This is a genomic window from Enterococcus sp. DIV1314a (assembly GCF_051713805.1).
GTDB lineage: Bacteria > Bacillota > Bacilli > Lactobacillales > Enterococcaceae > Enterococcus_I > Enterococcus_I aquimarinus.
Genome location: NZ_JBIOQP010000001.1, coordinates 1,779,531 through 1,796,412 on the forward strand (window position 1 = coordinate 1,779,531; position 16,882 = coordinate 1,796,412).

The following is a 16,882-nucleotide window of genomic DNA, read 5'->3' on the forward strand; positions in this document are numbered from 1 at the left end:
CTTTTTTGAATTAAATCCCTAGTAATGGTGCAGGATCCACAAATCCAGACCAACTGCCGCTTGTTGCAATACCAAAGTGTAAATGAACACCAGTTGAATTACCGGTGGTACCCATACCACCAACGAGTGAGCCTTGTCCCACACTTTGACCAGTAGAAACAACAAAGCTACTTAAATGTAGGTAATAAGAGTAGTAACCATCGCCGTGATTAATGATAACATAGTTACCCGCACTTGCATCGTAACCAGATGTAGCAACTGTTCCAGCTTTTGAAGCATAAATAGAAGTACCAGATGCACCAACTAAATCGATTCCATCATGAAAATCAGAAGGACCGTTGCCCCAAGGATTTGCACGCCAACCGTACGGACTAGAAACAGAAACACTACTTACAGGAAGTCCCCAACCACTTGAAGTAACAGGGCTACTTTCTTGGACAGGCGGGGTTACCGTCTCCGTAGTAGGAGTAGTATTGTTGTTAGGCACATCTGCGACAGAAGGATTGGAAACAGCTGGTTGTGTTTCGACTTTCTTTGTAGCTGTTTTAGCAGCTTCTTGTTGCGCAGCTAATTGTTCGGCGGCTGCAATTCGTGCAGCTTCATCCTTCGCTTTTTGCGCAGCGATGGCTTTTAATTGTGCTTCTCGCTTACGAATCGCTTCTTCTTTTTGTGCTTCAAAGGTCGCTTTTTGTTTCTTCTCAGTTGTAATCATGCTTTGCAATTCATTAATTGCGACTTCTTGATCCAAGCGAGCTTCCACGAGCGATTCTTGTTTTTCTTGTAATAATTGACTTTGTTGTTCGATTGTTGCTAATTTTTCTTGTGCTTCAAGTGATAGCTCTTCTAGTTTCGCTTGATCGACTTGTTGTTTTTCAATAATTTCATTGTTTGCATTGACAAGGGTTGTGACAGCCATTGCGCGACCAACTGCTTCGTTTAAAGAGTCAGCTGTTAAGATCGCTTCAACGACACTATTATTTAATTGGTTGACTTGGACGTCTCGTGCTTGTTCTTTTAATTGATGGTTTCGTTTTTCAATCGCAACTTTTAAATCAGCAATTTCGCTGTTCAATTCATTTAATCGTTCTTCTTCTTGTGTTTTTTTAGCAAATAACTCGTCAACTTCTGCTTCTGTTTTGCTAATTTGTGTTTCTAAAGCACTCAGCGCATTTTCTGCAGCTGTCTGTTCATTTTCAAGGGTTGAAATTTTTTCAGTTTGTGCTTGAATTTTATCATCATATTCGTCTGCTTGAATACTTAGCACAGGACTAAACATCAAAAGAGAACTAAATGTTATTAAAGTGATTTTTTTTATATTAAACATGAGTTACCTCGCAATTTGTTTTTAGATTCATTGTTAATTATACACATATTATAAAAAAAAACAGAAAAACATTGAAAAAAATGGTGAAAATTGTTAGATTTAATCTAATTGAAATAATTCTGTTTTATTTGAGATATTGATTGATAGAAGGAAAGAGGAATAAATATGTGGAATAAAGAAGAAAAAAGAGCAGCCTATGAGCTATTGTTACTGCAACAGCAAGGGCTACTTGAAATGGAAACAAATTGGATTGCCAGTTTAAGTAATTCCTCTGCGTTACTAAATGAAACATTAAAAGAAACAGTTTTTGCTGGTTATTATTTATTTGAAGACGGGGAACTCATCTTAGGACCGTTTCAAGGACGTGTTTCTTGTACACGCATCGCGTTAGGAAAAGGTGTCTGTGGCGAATCGGCCGAAAAACAAATAACACTGATTGTCGATGACGTGACGACGCATCAAAACTATATTTCATGTGATGCTGCTGCTCAATCCGAAATTGTGGTGCCAATGGTGAAGAACGGTCAGTTAATTGGTGTGCTCGATATCGATAGTGGTAATAAAGCGAGTTATGATGAAATCGATCAAGAATTTTTAGAACGTTATGTAGAAATCTTATTGTCAATTTTACCAGAATAAAGAGGATAAATAATGATTGAATTAATCGAAGCGACAATCGAAGAACAAGAAAAAATTACCGAAATTATGACAGCTTCATTTAATTATGATACGGCCTTTTATTTTGGGAAGGATGCGACAGATGGGCCAGAAGGTTATTCAGATGGTTCATTAGCCACCAAAATATTAACCGATTCTACGAGTCAAACATGGCTGATCTCATATCAGGGGGAAATCGCTGGTTTTCTGACGATCGATTCGCAAAAATGGGAAGTACAGTATTTTTGCTTGTTCCCTTTGTTTATCAACCAAGGGCTGGGGACAAAAACGTGGAAAAAAATCGAAGAACACTTTGGTCATCGTCCCTGGTTCCTAGAAACACCGGCATATTCTACTCGTAATCATGCTTTTTATGAAAAACTCGATTTTGCAAAAGTAGGCGAAAAAGAGTACCCAAATGGCAGTAAATCATTTCTTTATGAAAAAATCAGAAGATAATTCCGTTTGTGGTGATAATCCAATGCAGATCTTAGTAGCAATCGAACAAAATAAATCGTGAGCCTGACAGTTTGGCCACTTCAAAAAAGAAAAGACTTAGCGGTCTTTTCTTTTTTTTTTTGAATGAAATCATTTTTTGAAAAATTTACAGAAATTATCTTTGGTTTACACTTACTTTACACAATATCTGTCTAAAGTTAATAAACCGACCTTATACTTTGTTAGTGAAAGAAGGTGGTTAATAAGTGATGTACTTAACGGCGCATTCAGGAAGTGATCAGACGCCAGAGAATAGTCTGGCCTTTGCCAATTTTTTTAAGGATAAAAAAGGAATCGATGTGATTGAAGTGGACGTTCGATGCAATCCTCAAGGAGAGTTGGTGCTAAGTCATGATGCACTCGAAAAAAAAGAGTATGTACGGTTGTCGGAGCTATTATTGATACTCGAAGGGACCACGATAAAGCTTAATTGTGATTTGAAAGAAGCCAATCTTGAACAAAAAGTCTATCAGTTAGCTCAAAAAAATAATCAGTGGTCACAGATTTATTTAAGTGGCAACGTATCCCTCAACTATTTAAAAAACTGGCCGGAACAATTATTAATAAATCTTGAAAATTTTGTCGGTCACCAAGGACAGTCACCTATGTGGGAAGAAGACGACGCGTGTGAGAAATTAGAATGGTTAGGACAACAAGGAGCACGAGTGATTAACCTCTCACATCTCTTTTACACCGAACGCTTAGCAAGAAAAGGCAACGAATTGGAATTATCTTTCTCATTATGGACAGTCGATGATCTAGCCGACATTCGTCGCTATCAGGACCAAGGCATTTTTAATGTGACAACCAGAAGGGCAATGGAATATCTGAATCAACAGGAGGTTTTTAGATGAAATATTTACAACCAAGGCGAATCTATCGTAGTTTTGGTAAGAAGTTTTTTTTTGAAACACTGATTTTTTCTCTTTTTATTCTCTTTTTTTATGGGCCTTTAATGAACACCTTAATGTTAGCTTTTGCGGAGCAATATCAAGTACCGCATGTGATTCCGACTAAGTTTGGCTTTCAGTGGTGGCAGTATATTCTTTCGCAAGATAATTTATTACAATCGATTTTCTCTTCGTTTTTGATTGCCTTATTTACCACCATTTTATCGATGATTATTTGTTTACCGGCTGCATATGCACTGGCGCGGTTTGAGTTTAAAGGCAAGCGATTCTTTCTCTTCTCTTTTTTGCTCTCGAATGCCTTTCCTAAAATTGGGTTGTATACCGCGTTAGGTATTTTGTTTTACAAGTTTCAATTAATGGGAACGTTGGCCGGCGTTATTATTGTCCATATTTTAAATACCATGATTTTTATGATTTGGATTCCATCTAGTTCCTTTCAAAGTATCCCAATTCAGCAAGAAGAGGCAGCTCGTGACATGGGAGCAGGACCGATTCGTACCTTCATGCAGATTACGATGCCCGCAGCAGTTCCAGGTATCGCTGTATCGGGGATGTATACATTTTTAGGATCATTAGAAGAAGCGCAAGGAACGTTATTAGTTGGTTTTCCGGAAATCAAAACAATGGCGACTTCGATGTATGGCATTATTTTGGATTACCCACCAATGGCTGGTGCAGTCTTTTCAATATTACTTGTCATTCCAACGATTCTCTTGTTGTGGGGATGTCAAAAGATATTTGGCAAAGAAATATTTTCAGGTGGAATATCGATGTAATCGAAAATAATCAATAAAGGAGCAGGAAAACGTTGAGTAAAGTAAAAGTAGAGATTAGGAATATGTCAAAAGTTTATGAAAATGGTGATGGCATTCAGAATATTGATTTGATGATTCAAGCAGGTGAAATTTTAACCTTACTCGGTCCTTCTGGATGTGGGAAAAGTACTATTTTACGGTGTTTAGGTGGATTTCAAGCGCTAGATCAAGGAAGGATTTACATTGATGGACAAGAGGTGACAGCTTTGCCACCCGAAAAACGTCCTACCAGTATGGTTTTTCAAGGATATAATCTTTGGAATCATATGACAGTTTATGAAAATTTAGCCTTTGGATTAAAATTACGGAAATATCCCAAACAAGAAATAAAGCAACGAGTTCATGAGATGTTAGACCTACTGAAATTACCAAATATTGAGAAGAAGTATCCAAGTGAATTATCAGGAGGCCAACAACAGCGGATTGCTATCGGTCGTTCACTGATTTTGGAGCCCGCAGTGTTGTTAATGGATGAGCCTTATTCCGCATTAGATGCCAAAATTCGCCAACAAATGCGCGAAGAATTGAAACGGATTCAAGCACAAACGAATGTTACAGTGGTTTTTGTGACACATGATCAAGAAGAAGCGATGTCGTTATCTGATCGGATTGTCGTGATGGAAAAAGGAAAAATCGCACAAGTAGACACACCGGCTGAAATTTATGAAAATCCAATTAATCGCTACACGGCTTCGTTTATTGGCGAAATGAACTTTTTACCCACCCATGATGGCAAAGTCAAAGCGTTTCGACCAGAAGATATGGCGTTATCTTCGTCAAATGGCGACTATCAAGGGACTGTTCAAGAAATTATGAATGCAGGCCACTATTCCATTCTTTATTTAGCACATGGTGAGCAGTCATTAAAACTCTATTTAAATAAAGAAGAAGCGAAAAAATATGAAAAACAAGAATCACTGTACTTTACGATTAATAAATTTAAGGTTTACTAGGAGGAAAAGACAATGAATCAATGGAAAAAATGCTTATTCGTAGGCACAATGGCAACAATCACACTCGGAGCATTATCTGCTTGTGGTCAACAAGGAGATGCCAGTGAAGAAGCGCAACAAACGGTTACGTTATGGGCGGGAGGTTCGGATAATGTCAAAGTTGGAATGGAACAAATTGTGAAAGCTTTTAATGCGAGTGAAAAAGGAGAGGAGTATCAGTTAAAGTTAGAATTTATTATGTCCGGCTCAGGGTCTCAAAGTTTATCAGATCGGATTATTGCTGCGAAAAAAGCGGGGGAGTCAAATACGGATTACGATCTCATTTTAGTTTCCGATGCGGAAGTAGGCGTTTATTTACAAGAAGGCGGAGAAGATATTTTTGTTCCTTATGAGGAAACACAGATTCCTAATTTAGCGAACGTTCAAACAAAAGTTTCGAGTGGTGAAGGCGTCTTGGTCCCTTATCGAGGTACGACGGTTGTACTTGCCTACAATTCGGAGAATGTTTCATCGGTTCCTGAAACAGCAGCGGAACTCTACCAGTGGATTGAAGATAATCCAGGACGCTTTGCCTACAATACTCCGGGATCTGGAGGTGCAGGAAGTTCCTTTGTTCAGACCGTCTTATACAATGAATTGCCAGAAGAAGCATTGACTTCGAGTGATGCAAAATGGAAAGCAGAGTGGTCAAAAGGATTTGAACGTTTAAAGTCGTTGCATTCTTCTATGTATCAAACCGGTGGGCAAACGATTTATCCCAATAAAAACCAAGGAACGTTAGATTTATTGATTAATCAAGAAGTCGATATGATTCCAGCTTGGGCCGATATGGTGATTACTAACTTAGCCAATGGCACGTTGCCTGAAAATATTAAAATGACTCAAGTGGAACCAGGATTTACAGGCAATGTGGATGGTTTAGCGATTCCAAGTATTGGTTCAAACATTGATGGGGCACAAGCAGTCATGGATTTTATGTTAACGACGCAAGCGCAACAAATTTTACTCGATACAATGGCGGCAATCCCAGTAATTGACAGCTCGTTGATTTCTTCAGATAACTCTATCTATTTAAAAGATTTAAAAATTGATTCTTTCCGGACAAGTAGTTTAGGGACATTAGCGAATGAGTTGAATGAGGAATGGGATCAAACGATTGGAACGATGGGACAATGATTAGTAAAGAAGCGTTGATACAAGAAAACGAGCAAGTACAACAACGGACGAAAAAATGGCGTTTCGCAACCATTAAAAAAGTGCTCTTACCGTATGTTTTATTATTTCCCGCCTTTAGCGTAGTCTTACTCTTTATTGTTTATCCCATTTTTACAACGGTTGTGCGAAGCTTTCAAGATAGTGAAACCAACGCCTTTACTTGGGCAAATTACCGTTATTTCTTAATGGACCCGATTCAACAAAGCAATTTAATCTATACTTTGAAAATTGTGCTTATCACCGTTGTTTTAGCCTTGTTTTTCGGTTATGGTTTGGCCCTTTATATTCGTTTCAGCAACTCAAGATTTAGTCGAATCATGAGTACATTAAATTTGGTTCCACGCTTTATTCCTGGGCTAGTCGCGGTGTATTCGGTGATGATGATTATTCGCGATTCCGGTGTTCTTAATCGGATCAGCAAACTTTTTGGCTATGATTTTAAACCAGGCTGGTTATTTAATGAGATAGGGATTATCTTGATGAATCTTTGGTTCAATATCCCATTTGTCTCCCTCATTATTTTAGCGAGTCTCTCCAATGTCAAACGTTCTTCCATCGAGGCAGCCCGAGATATTGGCGCTAGTAATTTGGTGATTTTACAAAAAATTATCATACCCATGACGTATAAAGAAATCTTAGTCGCCATGACTTTTGTCTTCATGGGGAATGTGGGGTCATTTACAACGCCTTTTTTAATGGGAGGAAACCATCCTAAAATGTTAGGGATTGCGTTGTATGATCAATTTAATAGCTACATGGATTATGAACGAACAGCCGCCTTATCGGTGATCATGTTTTTAATTTGTTCTGTTGCAGCAACGTTTTATATTATGAGTAATTTGAAGCAAAAAAGATAAGAACAGTAGAATGGCAAAAAGAAAAAGCGAATGGAGGGGGACGATGGCAGGAAATATCATACCATTGTTGCAAAAACAAATCATATTCACGACGATGGACCATCAAACGCACGTGAAAGTGCCACTCTTCTTAGAGAAATCCTATCAATCGCTCACAATTGAGTGGGGGTATGATCCACAAATTGTCCCCGATATCCAAGCGAGAAAGTGGATCGCAGAAGCTTTACCACGCTATTTTCCAGGAGAGTTACCTAAAGTTGAAACGTTTTTACCATTAATCAATTTATTGACGATTTCAATCGCACAAGAAGAAAACTATGTGGGGTGTCGTCACCATAAAGCGCCGGCACAAGTGATTTATCTTTCGGAAAAAGAAAGCAGTGAGGGATTTCTACCGTGTGCTATTACAGCCGGACAGTGGGAGATACAACTAAATTTACATAGTGTCCGTTCGGATGTTGCGGTAACGATGAGGGTGAGTGGAGAGGAAATGGCATGAAGTATTATTTAACCGAATTACACGCCCATACTAAACATAGTGATGGGGATTTTACAACACATGAATTATTAGATGCAGCGCTCGCGTTTGGATATGATGCCATTGTGATCACAGATCATAATACGACGGCACCGTTAGAAGAGGCCAAAACGTGGGACTCGAACGAATTAGTGATTCTTTCGGGAATGGAATGGACGACCTTTTTCGGGCATTTACTCGTTATTGGTGCACGAAAAGTAGTGGATTGGCGAAAGGCGACGATTGAAACGATTGATTCCTCTTTAGAAGAAATCAAGGCAGCAGGTGGCCTGACAGGAATCGCACATCCATTTTCGATTGGAAGTCCAATATGCACCGGATGTCATTGGGATTTTCATGTCCAAGATTATGGCTTAATTGATTTTATTGAAGTGTGGAATCGTCTCAATCCAGATGAAGACTTTCGTAGCCAACAAGCTTATGAGATGTGGGTGGATTTATTAAATCAAGGCTTTCGAATTTCTTGTAGTGCTGGTCGGGATTGGCACCGCCAAGAAGACGAGAGCGATACGACGGCGCTGACCTATGTAGGAGCAAGTGTGGGTCATGCTGATGCGTTACTTGCGAACTTAAAAAAAGGAAATTACTATATCACCTTAGGTCCTAAGATCCATTTAAGCATGAAACAAGCAGGGAAGACGTATGTGATGGGCGATGAACTACGTGTGGGCGACAGCACGTTAAAGATAACACTTGAACCGACAGAGCAGGCAAAATTAAAGGCATTTAACTTTGTCGGCGAGTATCTTGTGGTATGGCAAAATGATCAAATCATTGCTTGTGAAACCATCGAGGAAGGGATTGAAAAAGAGTTGTCTTTAGAACTAGTACCTGGTTATTTACGCATCGAAATATTTGGTCGCGGGAAAGGTCATTCAAACAAGCGTCTTGTCATCAGTAATCCTTTTTACATTGGAAAAGCATAGTTGAATCGAAAACTGCATGTTACAAAATGCTTGTCAAGCCAGAGAGTTGTGTCCGTATTTGTTGACCATTATTGATCAAATCGCTTTTCACAAAAGTTATTTTATGTTATACTCTTTTGGTACCAGTAATTTCCTTTTATGAAGGGGACGTTACGGATTCGACAGGCATAGTTTGAGCCTGAATTGCGCTCCGTAGGTTACGTCTACGTTAAAACGTTACAGTTAATATAACTGCAAACAATAATAACTCTTACGCTTTAGCTGCCTAAAAACAGTTAGCGTAGATCCTCCTGTCATCACCCATGTGCCAGATCAGGGTCCTAATTAAGTGGGATACGCTGTGTCTTTTCCGTCTGGAAAGCACAGAAGAGATAATCAGACTAGCGAAGAGATTGGCCTGTCATTCGGCAAGTTTCCAAGCGAAATTCTAATTGAACTGACTATGAGCGTAGACTTTTAGGTAGCGATATGTTTGGACGCGGGTTCAACTCCCGCCGTCTCCATACTAGGTTTTCCTAAGATGGATGAAAGTGTATAAATGTTGTTAAAACAACGTTTATACACTTTTTTTTTCTCGGAAATGTTGTTTTTACTGCACATGTCACCTCAACAATACATCAAAACAAAAACTGACACGACTGATTCATCGAATATCCGTCTATACTTCAATAGTCTATGGATGTGTTCTAACAAATCTCATCTTTCAAATAAAATGTGAAGGAAAAGCAAATAAAGTCTAAATTATTTGAGAAGAACTTGGTAGAACGAGTAAATTCGAGTATACTAAATAGAAGGTAGAAAACCTAATAGATGAGGTGTTTGAATGAAAATATTAATGATTGAAGATAATGAATCCGTTTCGGAAATGATGCAAATGTTTTTTTTGAATGAAGGATGGGATGCGACGTTTAAATTTGATGGGAAAGAAGGGCTAGACGCCTTTTTAGCCGATCCAACAGCATGGGATATGATCACGCTTGATTTGAATTTACCGAGTATGGATGGAATGCTTGTCGCACGTGAAATTCGGAAAGTTTCGCAAGTTGTCCCGATTATTATGTTAACAGCGCGTGACTCAGAAAGTGATCAAGTCATCGGTCTTGAAATGGGAGCGGATGACTATGTGACGAAACCCTTTAGCCCACTGACGTTAATCGCGCGTATGAAAGCTTTATATCGCCGGAGTGAAATTCTAGAAGTGGCTCAACCATCAAAAAATGAAAATAAAGAGTTTGATATCGAAACGAAGCATTTTCAAATGAATACGAAAACGCGAGAAGCGTATTTGAATGGACAGGCGATTGAAGGACTGACACCTAAAGAGTTTGATTTATTGTATACGTTAGCAAAAAAACCACGACAAGTCTTTTCTCGTGAGCAGTTATTAGAACTCGTATGGGACTATCAATACTTCGGCGATGAACGAACGGTTGATGCGCATATCAAAAAATTACGTCAAAAAATTGAAAAAGTGGGACCGCAAGTGATTCAGACTGTCTGGGGTGTCGGGTATAAATTTGATGATTCAGGTGTTGCCTGATGCGCTATTTATATCAACAGCTGTTAGCTTTTTTGTTTGTCATATTTATGACCTTGATGACGTCAGGTATTGCCTTTACCCAGTTTACAAAGCAATCACTTGAGACGAGTAATTACCGTCAGTTATTTGGCTATGCAACGGCAGTCAGTAAAGTTACTTCTGATTTGAATGAGAGTTCGAATGCAACCAGTGCGCATGAATGGGACTTGAATATTCACCGAGCGTTGACCATTTCAGAAACGATGCTCAATCAACAAGGAGTAAATTTTGTCTTTGTAAATAATTTAGGCGAAGTGACCTATCCAGCAACCAATGAGCGTCCGATTAAATTCGAGTTGCCGAGTGAATCGTGGAAGCAACTAAAAAATGGTCAACAGCAACAACTGACGTCCAATAAAAATATTTTTGGCGACAAGGAGGCAACCGCTTATGCCCTAGTGCCCTTTAATTTAAATCGGGAATTTTATGGGGCCTTAATTGTGACGCAACCTGCCCAAAATATTAATGCAGTCGTTAGTGAGTTTAGTGTCAACTTATTAAAGGGCTTTGCTTTGTCTGGAATTTTGGCGATCGTGATTAGTTATGCGTTTGCGACGTTCCAAGTTCGGCGGATTAATCGCATGAAAAAAGCGACAAAAGCGGTCGCAAATGGGAACTTTGATAGTATCTTACCCGTTCATCATCGCGATGAGTTTGATGAACTCGCAGAAGATTTTAATAAAATGACCATTTCACTCAAAGAATCAAATGAAGAAATTGACCGCCAAGAAGAAAGACGACGTCAATTTATGGCAGATGCTTCCCATGAAATGCGGACACCACTGACGACGATTAATGGCTTGTTAGAAGGAATGGAGCACCAGATGATTCCAGAAAGCCAAAAAGATAATGCCATTCGTCTCATGAAAAATGAAACAGAACGTTTAATTCGTTTAGTGAGTGAGAATTTAGATTATGAAAAAATTCGAACCAATCAAATTTCAATGGTGATTAAAAAATTCAATGCCACGGAGACGATGAGACAGTTGCTTGCGCAGTTGGAAAGCAAAGCGGAAGTTTCGCACAATCAACTTCTTTTAGAAACACAAGAAGAAATTGATATTTTTGCCGATTATGATCGTTTTGTACAAATCATGGTCAACATTTTACAAAATGCGATTCAATTTACGGAAAATGGCGAGATTCGAGTGAAAATTGAAAAAGAAGAGTTGGAAACGGTGATTTCTATTTCTGACACGGGAATAGGGATGGCAGAGGAAGAATTAAAGAATATTTGGGATCGTTATTACAAAGTCGATCCATCGCGTAAAAATCGCAAATTCGGTGAATCTGGTTTAGGCTTACCAATTGTCCAGCAACTTGTTCGTTTGCATAAAGGTCATATTGATGTGACTAGCGAACTTGGGAAAGGAACTACTTTTCGGATTGCTTTTCCTAATACTGAATGTCAAGAAACGGATTAGTTACGAATACCAAAAAAAAATCTTAGAACCGGCATTGTGCCATTCTAAGATTTTTTCTTTTGCCAATAAATATAAAACCAAGAGAAACATACATGGCTACTGATAAGACAAGCGCCAATCACTGTCGTCGTTTGTACATAGGCAATCAAGAAAAGACGGGACCAGCCTTCTTCAGAAAGATATAATAAGTATTCAAAGACTTGTTTCGTGTTAGTGATGCGAATAACAAAGGGGTCCGTGCTATCGGTTTTCATAATTTTCTCTAACTCATAAGGAAATCCTTGAATCGACTCCGTCATGACAACATGAAAATGAATCACTATTTTTTCGAGAAAGACTTGGAAGAGTAAGATAAAAATAAAAAACAGAACAAGCAAAGAAGAAAAAATCAGGAAACTCTCAATCAGGTGGCTCCAGATGAGAGCAAAAGGAGAGATACCTGATTTGATTGTTTGTTGTATTTCTTGTTTTCGATAGGCTGTTTTTCCGAAACAAAAGAGCGATACTAATACAACTATCACGAATATCATGACTTGGTAAAAGGCTAAATAGCGTTGATTGAGTTTGGTTAAAAAGGCGAGAAAAGAATCTGAAATCAGTGGTTGGGTTTCTAAGGTTGCTAAGGATAAAATTAAGGTATTATTTAAATAAAGCGTCGTAAAAAGAACTATTAGTAGTAAGAAAAACAAGCAGTTATAAATGATGTGTTTTTTAAGACTAGTTACTGCATGCGTCATCATTTGTACGAATCACCTTCTCTGACATTAAATATAAAGAAAAGGTTTGAATTAATTATGAAGGACAGTTAAAGAAAAAGCGAATTCCTTTGATTTTATTCAAGGGAATTCGCTTTTGATCTTATTTTGCTGGAGCAACAACTTCAGAAGAAGGGGTTACTTCAGTATCTTGTGCTTCATTTGGGGCAACATATTCTTGATAGGATTTTGACTGATAGAGTTCAACCGTTGATTGTTGCTTATGTTGAGAATAAAGTGAAGTCGAGTCATTACCCAACGCTTGTTCGAGCGATACTAAGCGCGTCAAACTATCTTTATAATTAAAACTTTCGGGATCAATCGGTTCAAGCCCGCTACCGGTATAAAATCGAAGTAAATCACCATTATTAATTTGGTCAGAAACGCCTAGTTGACGATTGACACGTTCTTGGTAGCCATCGATTTTAGCTTGTTCATCTTCGGATAACTCTTCAGCTATTTCACCGGTTGTATTGTCATACAAGACACCACCGTAAAAAGTATAATCAGGTGTCATAAAAGAACCATCTCTAAAAGCAACGAGTTCTTCATGCTCTTCTGAAAATAAATCTTGTCCTAATTGAATGTATTTTTGTGTATCAATGCCTAACAAGTGTAACAGCGTTGGTAAGGCATCAACTTGACCGCCATACGTATGATTAATGCCGCCGTTTGTTTGGCCAGGAATATGAATCATGTAAGGGACTCGTTGCATTTGTGCATTGTCATAGTCAGTCCATGTATCACTTGATTTCCCTACGAGTTCTGATAAGGTTTGATTGCGACCATTCGAAATACCGTAATGATCACCATAAAGAACAATTACCGAGTTTTCATAGAGACCAGAGGCTTTGAGATAGTTAAAGAATTCTTCAACGGCTGTATCTAAGTAATTTGCTGTTGCAAAGTAGCCATTGATCGTATTATCTGAAGTAGTGGCCATTGGGAAGCCGGCTTCTTCATCTGTAAATTCAGCATAAGGATAGTGATTGGAAACGGCTAAGAATTTTGTGTAAAACGGTTGTTGCAATCGTTCAAGATAAGGAATCGATTGTTCGAAAAATGGTTTATCGTGTAAGCCATATTGGAAAGAATTCTCTTCGTTTACATCATAGTAAGAAGCATCGAAGAAGTTTTCATAGCCAAAATGCGTGTAAGTAATGTTACGATTCCAAAACGTTTTAGAGTTCCCGTGGAAGACGGCGCTTGAATAGCCAGCTTCTTGAGCTAAAATGTTAGGTGCTGCTTCAAACGTATTTTTACCACCTAATTGAGCAAAGAACGCTCCTTGATTCAATCCAAAAAGAGACGTTTCGAGTAACGTTTCAGCATCACTCGTTTTACCAGCTTTTACTTGATGGAAAAAATTGTCAAAACTAAAGGTACTATCAGAATGATACAATGAGTTAATAAAAGGCATTACTTCATGTTCTACGCCAAGTTCATCGACTAATTTGTAGTCAATTAAAAATTGTTGCACACTTTCTAAATGAATATAGATGACATTTTTTCCTTTAGCAATCCCAAATGTTTCTGGATTTGCTGCCGCGTGGTGTTCCTTGACGTATTCTTCGACTTCTTTCATGTCATTGGGACTTGCTTCTGCTCGGACTTGGTTGGTGTTATACGTTTGAATCGCATCATAACCGGTAAAAGCATTGATTCCCAGATATTTTACGAGATAGTCTCGAGAAAATGTTCTTGTTAATAGACCTGAACGATCCGTTTCTGCTAAGAAAAGATTTCCTGAGAAAATTACGACCGCCAACATTGACATCGCAAAAGCGAAACGTCCTTTAATCGCAGTTTCATCTTGTTTAATTTTCCGACGCCCTAGCGCGTAGAGTAAAACAAAGAAATCGATTAAATAAACAGCGTCTAAAGGATCAAAAAGTTTCAAAGCACTACTTCCTAAACCACTTGAAACTTTTCCTGCGCCTAAAATAGTATTAATCGTGATGAAATCCGTGAACTCACGATAATACACGACGTTTGCAAATAGCAGTAAACTCATGATGAAATAAATCAGCATAATGGTAACGTAAAACGTTTTGGTTCGTCGCACGTATAATGCAATTGCAAGTAAGAAAAGAGTCGTGGCAATCGGATTAATCAATAAAATAAAATATTGAAAGGGGCTTTCAATCCCTAAATTAAAGGCGGTAAAATAGGCGAAAATATTTTTTAGCCAAAACAAGACCGCTAACAGACTAAAGAATCCTAAGCGTGTGTCTAGATATTTGGATATTTTTAAGTTTTTCAAAAAACAGTCCTCACTTTCTTGAAATATAATGAAACTTATTTCAATCTACACTAATCATTCTACTCATCCTCGAAATGACTGTCAACTAATGCACAAATAAATGCCATTGAATCTTAATTATTTCTTTATGAATCAATGTTTATCTCAATTTTACTTGAACTTTTCACTCGCAACTATCCGAAGAGGAAAAGCTATGTTAAGATGAAATAAAACAAGAAAGAATATTTGAAAAGTAGGGAAATTATGAAAATACAACTCACATTAAATGGCAGTAAAAAGATCAAGCAAGGGTATCCTTTGATTCAGTTGGAAGATCTTGTGAACCCCAAATGGTCCAATGATTGGGTAGAACTGATGAATCCACAAGGAGAGTACGTCGGCACTGGGTATCTAGGAAAACAAAATAAAGGGATTGGTTGGGTGCTCACACGCGAAAAAACGCCGATTGATGATTCTTTTTTTCAAGCGCTTTTTGAACAAGCAAAAAAGAAACGACAACCGTATTATTTAGATCCTCTGACAAGTGCTTTTCGTTTATTTAATGGCGAAGGAGATGGTCTAGGAGGGTTAATTATTGATTTATACCTCGAACATGCTGTGTTTTCATGGTACAACGAAACGTTATACCAAAAGAAGCCTTCGATTGTTGCAGCCTTTCAGCAAGCATTCCCTGAAATCAAAGGCGCGTATGAAAAAATTCGCTTTGAAGGAGACTACCCCGAAAGTCTACACCTTTATGGTGAAACAGCGGCAGAACCTACACTCATTCAAGAAAATGGCGTGACGTATGCGACCTATTTGAATGAAGGCTTAATGACCGGCATTTTCTTAGATCAAAAAGAAGTCCGCGGATCACTTGTGGATGGACTAGCGAGTGGAAAAACGGTTTTAAATATGTTTAGTTACACTGGTGCTTTTTCGGTTGCAGCAGTGATGGGCGGCGCAGCGAAAACCACGAGTGTCGATTTAGCCAAGCGTAGTGTTCCAAAAACACGCGAACAATTTGAAGTGAATGGTATTGATCCGGATACACAACAAATTCATGTCATGGATACGTTTGAATACTTTAAATATGCCAAACGCAAGGAATTAACGTTTGAAGTCATTATCTTAGATCCACCAAGTTTTGCACGAAATAAGAAGAAAACGTTTAGTGTCGCAAAAAACTACGGCGAGTTAATTGAAGATAGTGTCGATCTATTGACCGACGAAGGGATCATCATCGCCTCAACAAATGCTGCGAATGTTTCACCGCGCCAGTTTCAACAAATGATTGAAAAAGCCTTTGCTAAAAAAGAGGTGCATTATCAAAAAATCAAGCACTATTCCCTACCAAGCGATTTTGCTACGGTGGCTACTTTCCCAGAAGGGGATTATCTAAAAGTTTATTGTTATGAAGTCAAAAAATAAAGGGGCGAACTTTAAATGAAAAGATTAGAACAAATAAACGGTAAGCCAAAAATATGTGTCTCATTAACTGCTACTAATCAAGAAGCTCTTTTACAACAAGTAGAGCTCATTAATCAATCACCGGTAGACGTCGTAGAATGGCGGGTTGATTATTTTGAAGAGAGCGATGATCTTGAAAAAGTCTGCGCTACTTTAGCTGCGATTAAAGCGCAATTGGTCGATCAATTACTCCTTTTTACTTTTCGTACGTTAGAAGAAGGTGGCGAAAAAGCGATCTCCTTAGCAGCATATAAAACACTTTATCAAACGATTGCGCCAACAGGAATGGTCGATATGGTGGATATTGAATTAAAACGAATCGAATTTCTCGGACGATCCCTGATTCAAGAAATGAAAGCCGCTTCGATTATCGTTATTTTAAGTAGTCATGATTTTGAGAAAACACCTGATGACGCGACATTGATTTTTCAAATCGGTGTGATGAATCAAATGGGCGCCGATATCGGCAAAATTGCCACGATGCCTCAAGACTTGAATGATGTCTTACGGCTCATGGGATTAATTACGAAAGCAAGAGGCTTTAATCAGCTGCCACTCATTACAATGTCAATGGGCGAGTTAGGCAAGATTAGTCGGGTGAGCGGCGCCGTCACCGGGTCTGTTTTGACTTTTGGTGCTATCGGAGAAGCGTCGGCTCCAGGGCAAATTCCAGTCGAACAGCTCGCTCAAACGCTGGAGATCCTTGCTTATTCATAGG

At 38.5% G+C, this 16,882-nt stretch carries 16 protein-coding genes and 1 other RNA gene; 14 read left to right on the forward strand and 3 right to left on the reverse strand.

Annotated elements, in window-relative coordinates:
- Positions 1–10: 10 nt before the first annotated feature.
- On the reverse strand, positions 11–1,324 hold the full coding sequence (locus IGI68_RS08400) for a murein hydrolase activator EnvC family protein (protein WP_438732208.1): 1,314 nt from the start codon (positions 1,322–1,324) through the stop codon (positions 11–13).
- Between the two features lie 165 nt (positions 1,325–1,489).
- Here IGI68_RS08400 and IGI68_RS08405 point away from each other — a divergent pair, with 165 nt between their 5' ends.
- The 12 genes from IGI68_RS08405 (at position 1,490) to IGI68_RS08460 (ending at position 11,697) form a co-directional block, all read left to right on the forward strand.
- A complete protein-coding gene (locus IGI68_RS08405; protein WP_438732210.1) occupies positions 1,490–1,963 on the forward strand; it encodes a GAF domain-containing protein in 474 nt (157 codons plus the stop codon).
- Positions 1,964–1,975: 12 nt separating this feature from the next.
- Positions 1,976–2,440, forward strand: coding sequence for a GNAT family N-acetyltransferase (locus IGI68_RS08410; protein WP_071875590.1), 465 nt, complete (start codon positions 1,976–1,978; stop codon positions 2,438–2,440).
- A 245-nt stretch (positions 2,441–2,685) separates the two neighbouring features.
- Positions 2,686–3,333: a glycerophosphodiester phosphodiesterase gene (locus IGI68_RS08415; RefSeq protein ID WP_438732212.1), complete on the forward strand. Its 648-nt coding sequence runs from the start codon at positions 2,686–2,688 to the stop codon at positions 3,331–3,333.
- Positions 3,330–4,166 carry an ABC transporter permease gene (locus IGI68_RS08420; protein ID WP_438732214.1) on the forward strand — a complete coding sequence of 279 codons (837 nt, stop codon included), beginning with the start codon at positions 3,330–3,332 and terminating at the stop codon, positions 4,164–4,166. The genes IGI68_RS08415 and IGI68_RS08420 overlap by 4 nt, the downstream gene beginning before the upstream one ends.
- A 62-nt stretch (positions 4,167–4,228) precedes the next feature.
- Positions 4,229–5,158, forward strand: a complete 930-nt coding sequence (locus IGI68_RS08425) for an ABC transporter ATP-binding protein (protein ID WP_438732216.1) — start codon at positions 4,229–4,231, stop codon at positions 5,156–5,158.
- A gap of 12 nt (positions 5,159–5,170) precedes the next feature.
- Entirely contained in the window at positions 5,171–6,334 is a 1,164-nt protein-coding gene (locus IGI68_RS08430) for an extracellular solute-binding protein (protein ID WP_438732218.1), read from the forward strand.
- Entirely contained in the window at positions 6,331–7,230 is a 900-nt protein-coding gene (locus IGI68_RS08435; RefSeq protein WP_084131413.1) for an ABC transporter permease, read from the forward strand. The genes IGI68_RS08430 and IGI68_RS08435 overlap by 4 nt, the downstream gene beginning before the upstream one ends.
- Before the next feature lie 43 nt (positions 7,231–7,273).
- Positions 7,274–7,729, forward strand: coding sequence for a hypothetical protein (locus IGI68_RS08440; protein ID WP_273229478.1), 456 nt, complete (start codon positions 7,274–7,276; stop codon positions 7,727–7,729).
- Complete coding sequence (locus IGI68_RS08445; protein WP_438732221.1) at positions 7,726–8,694, forward strand: CehA/McbA family metallohydrolase; 969 nt, start codon at positions 7,726–7,728, stop codon at positions 8,692–8,694. Before IGI68_RS08440 ends, IGI68_RS08445 begins: the two co-directional genes overlap by 4 nt.
- A gap of 143 nt (positions 8,695–8,837) precedes the next feature.
- Positions 8,838–9,200: a transfer-messenger RNA gene (ssrA, locus tag IGI68_RS08450) on the forward strand.
- Between the two features lie 317 nt (positions 9,201–9,517).
- Entirely contained in the window at positions 9,518–10,234 is a 717-nt protein-coding gene (locus IGI68_RS08455) for a response regulator transcription factor (protein ID WP_071875583.1), read from the forward strand.
- Positions 10,234–11,697 (forward strand): sensor histidine kinase, encoded by a 1,464-nt coding sequence (locus IGI68_RS08460; protein ID WP_071875582.1) that lies wholly within the window; start codon positions 10,234–10,236, stop codon positions 11,695–11,697. The genes IGI68_RS08455 and IGI68_RS08460 overlap by 1 nt, the downstream gene beginning before the upstream one ends.
- A gap of 44 nt (positions 11,698–11,741) precedes the next feature.
- Here the strand turns inward: IGI68_RS08460 and IGI68_RS08465 are convergent, their stop codons facing one another.
- Positions 11,742–12,437, reverse strand: coding sequence for a hypothetical protein (locus IGI68_RS08465; protein ID WP_071875581.1), 696 nt, complete (start codon positions 12,435–12,437; stop codon positions 11,742–11,744).
- A gap of 118 nt (positions 12,438–12,555) precedes the next feature.
- Positions 12,556–14,715 (reverse strand): LTA synthase family protein, encoded by a 2,160-nt coding sequence (locus IGI68_RS08470; protein ID WP_071875580.1) that lies wholly within the window; start codon positions 14,713–14,715, stop codon positions 12,556–12,558.
- A 243-nt stretch (positions 14,716–14,958) separates the two neighbouring features.
- Here IGI68_RS08470 and IGI68_RS08475 point away from each other — a divergent pair, with 243 nt between their 5' ends.
- Positions 14,959–16,125: a class I SAM-dependent rRNA methyltransferase gene (locus tag IGI68_RS08475; protein WP_071875579.1), complete on the forward strand. Its 1,167-nt coding sequence runs from the start codon at positions 14,959–14,961 to the stop codon at positions 16,123–16,125.
- Positions 16,126–16,140: 15 nt separating this feature from the next.
- Positions 16,141–16,881, forward strand: coding sequence for a type I 3-dehydroquinate dehydratase (gene aroD, locus IGI68_RS08480; protein ID WP_438732225.1), 741 nt, complete (start codon positions 16,141–16,143; stop codon positions 16,879–16,881).
- Position 16,882 lies beyond the last annotated feature (1 nt).

Coding starts and splice junctions, on each gene's coding strand:
- IGI68_RS08425 (WP_438732216.1), top strand. CDS start 4,229: ATGTCAAAAGTTTATGAAAATGGTGATGGCATTCAGAATATTGATTTG.
- IGI68_RS08440 (WP_273229478.1), top strand. CDS start 7,274: ATGGCAGGAAATATCATACCATTGTTGCAAAAACAAATCATATTCACG.
- IGI68_RS08420 (WP_438732214.1), top strand. CDS start 3,330: ATGAAATATTTACAACCAAGGCGAATCTATCGTAGTTTTGGTAAGAAG.
- aroD (WP_438732225.1), top strand. CDS start 16,141: ATGAAAAGATTAGAACAAATAAACGGTAAGCCAAAAATATGTGTCTCA.
- IGI68_RS08410 (WP_071875590.1), top strand. CDS start 1,976: ATGATTGAATTAATCGAAGCGACAATCGAAGAACAAGAAAAAATTACC.
- IGI68_RS08430 (WP_438732218.1), top strand. CDS start 5,171: ATGAATCAATGGAAAAAATGCTTATTCGTAGGCACAATGGCAACAATC.
- IGI68_RS08460 (WP_071875582.1), top strand. CDS start 10,234: ATGCGCTATTTATATCAACAGCTGTTAGCTTTTTTGTTTGTCATATTT.
- IGI68_RS08445 (WP_438732221.1), top strand. CDS start 7,726: ATGAAGTATTATTTAACCGAATTACACGCCCATACTAAACATAGTGAT.
- IGI68_RS08475 (WP_071875579.1), top strand. CDS start 14,959: ATGAAAATACAACTCACATTAAATGGCAGTAAAAAGATCAAGCAAGGG.
- IGI68_RS08455 (WP_071875583.1), top strand. CDS start 9,518: ATGAAAATATTAATGATTGAAGATAATGAATCCGTTTCGGAAATGATG.
- IGI68_RS08400 (WP_438732208.1), bottom strand. CDS start 1,324: ATGTTTAATATAAAAAAAATCACTTTAATAACATTTAGTTCTCTTTTG.
- IGI68_RS08435 (WP_084131413.1), top strand. CDS start 6,331: ATGATTAGTAAAGAAGCGTTGATACAAGAAAACGAGCAAGTACAACAA.
- IGI68_RS08405 (WP_438732210.1), top strand. CDS start 1,490: ATGTGGAATAAAGAAGAAAAAAGAGCAGCCTATGAGCTATTGTTACTG.
- IGI68_RS08465 (WP_071875581.1), bottom strand. CDS start 12,437: ATGATGACGCATGCAGTAACTAGTCTTAAAAAACACATCATTTATAAC.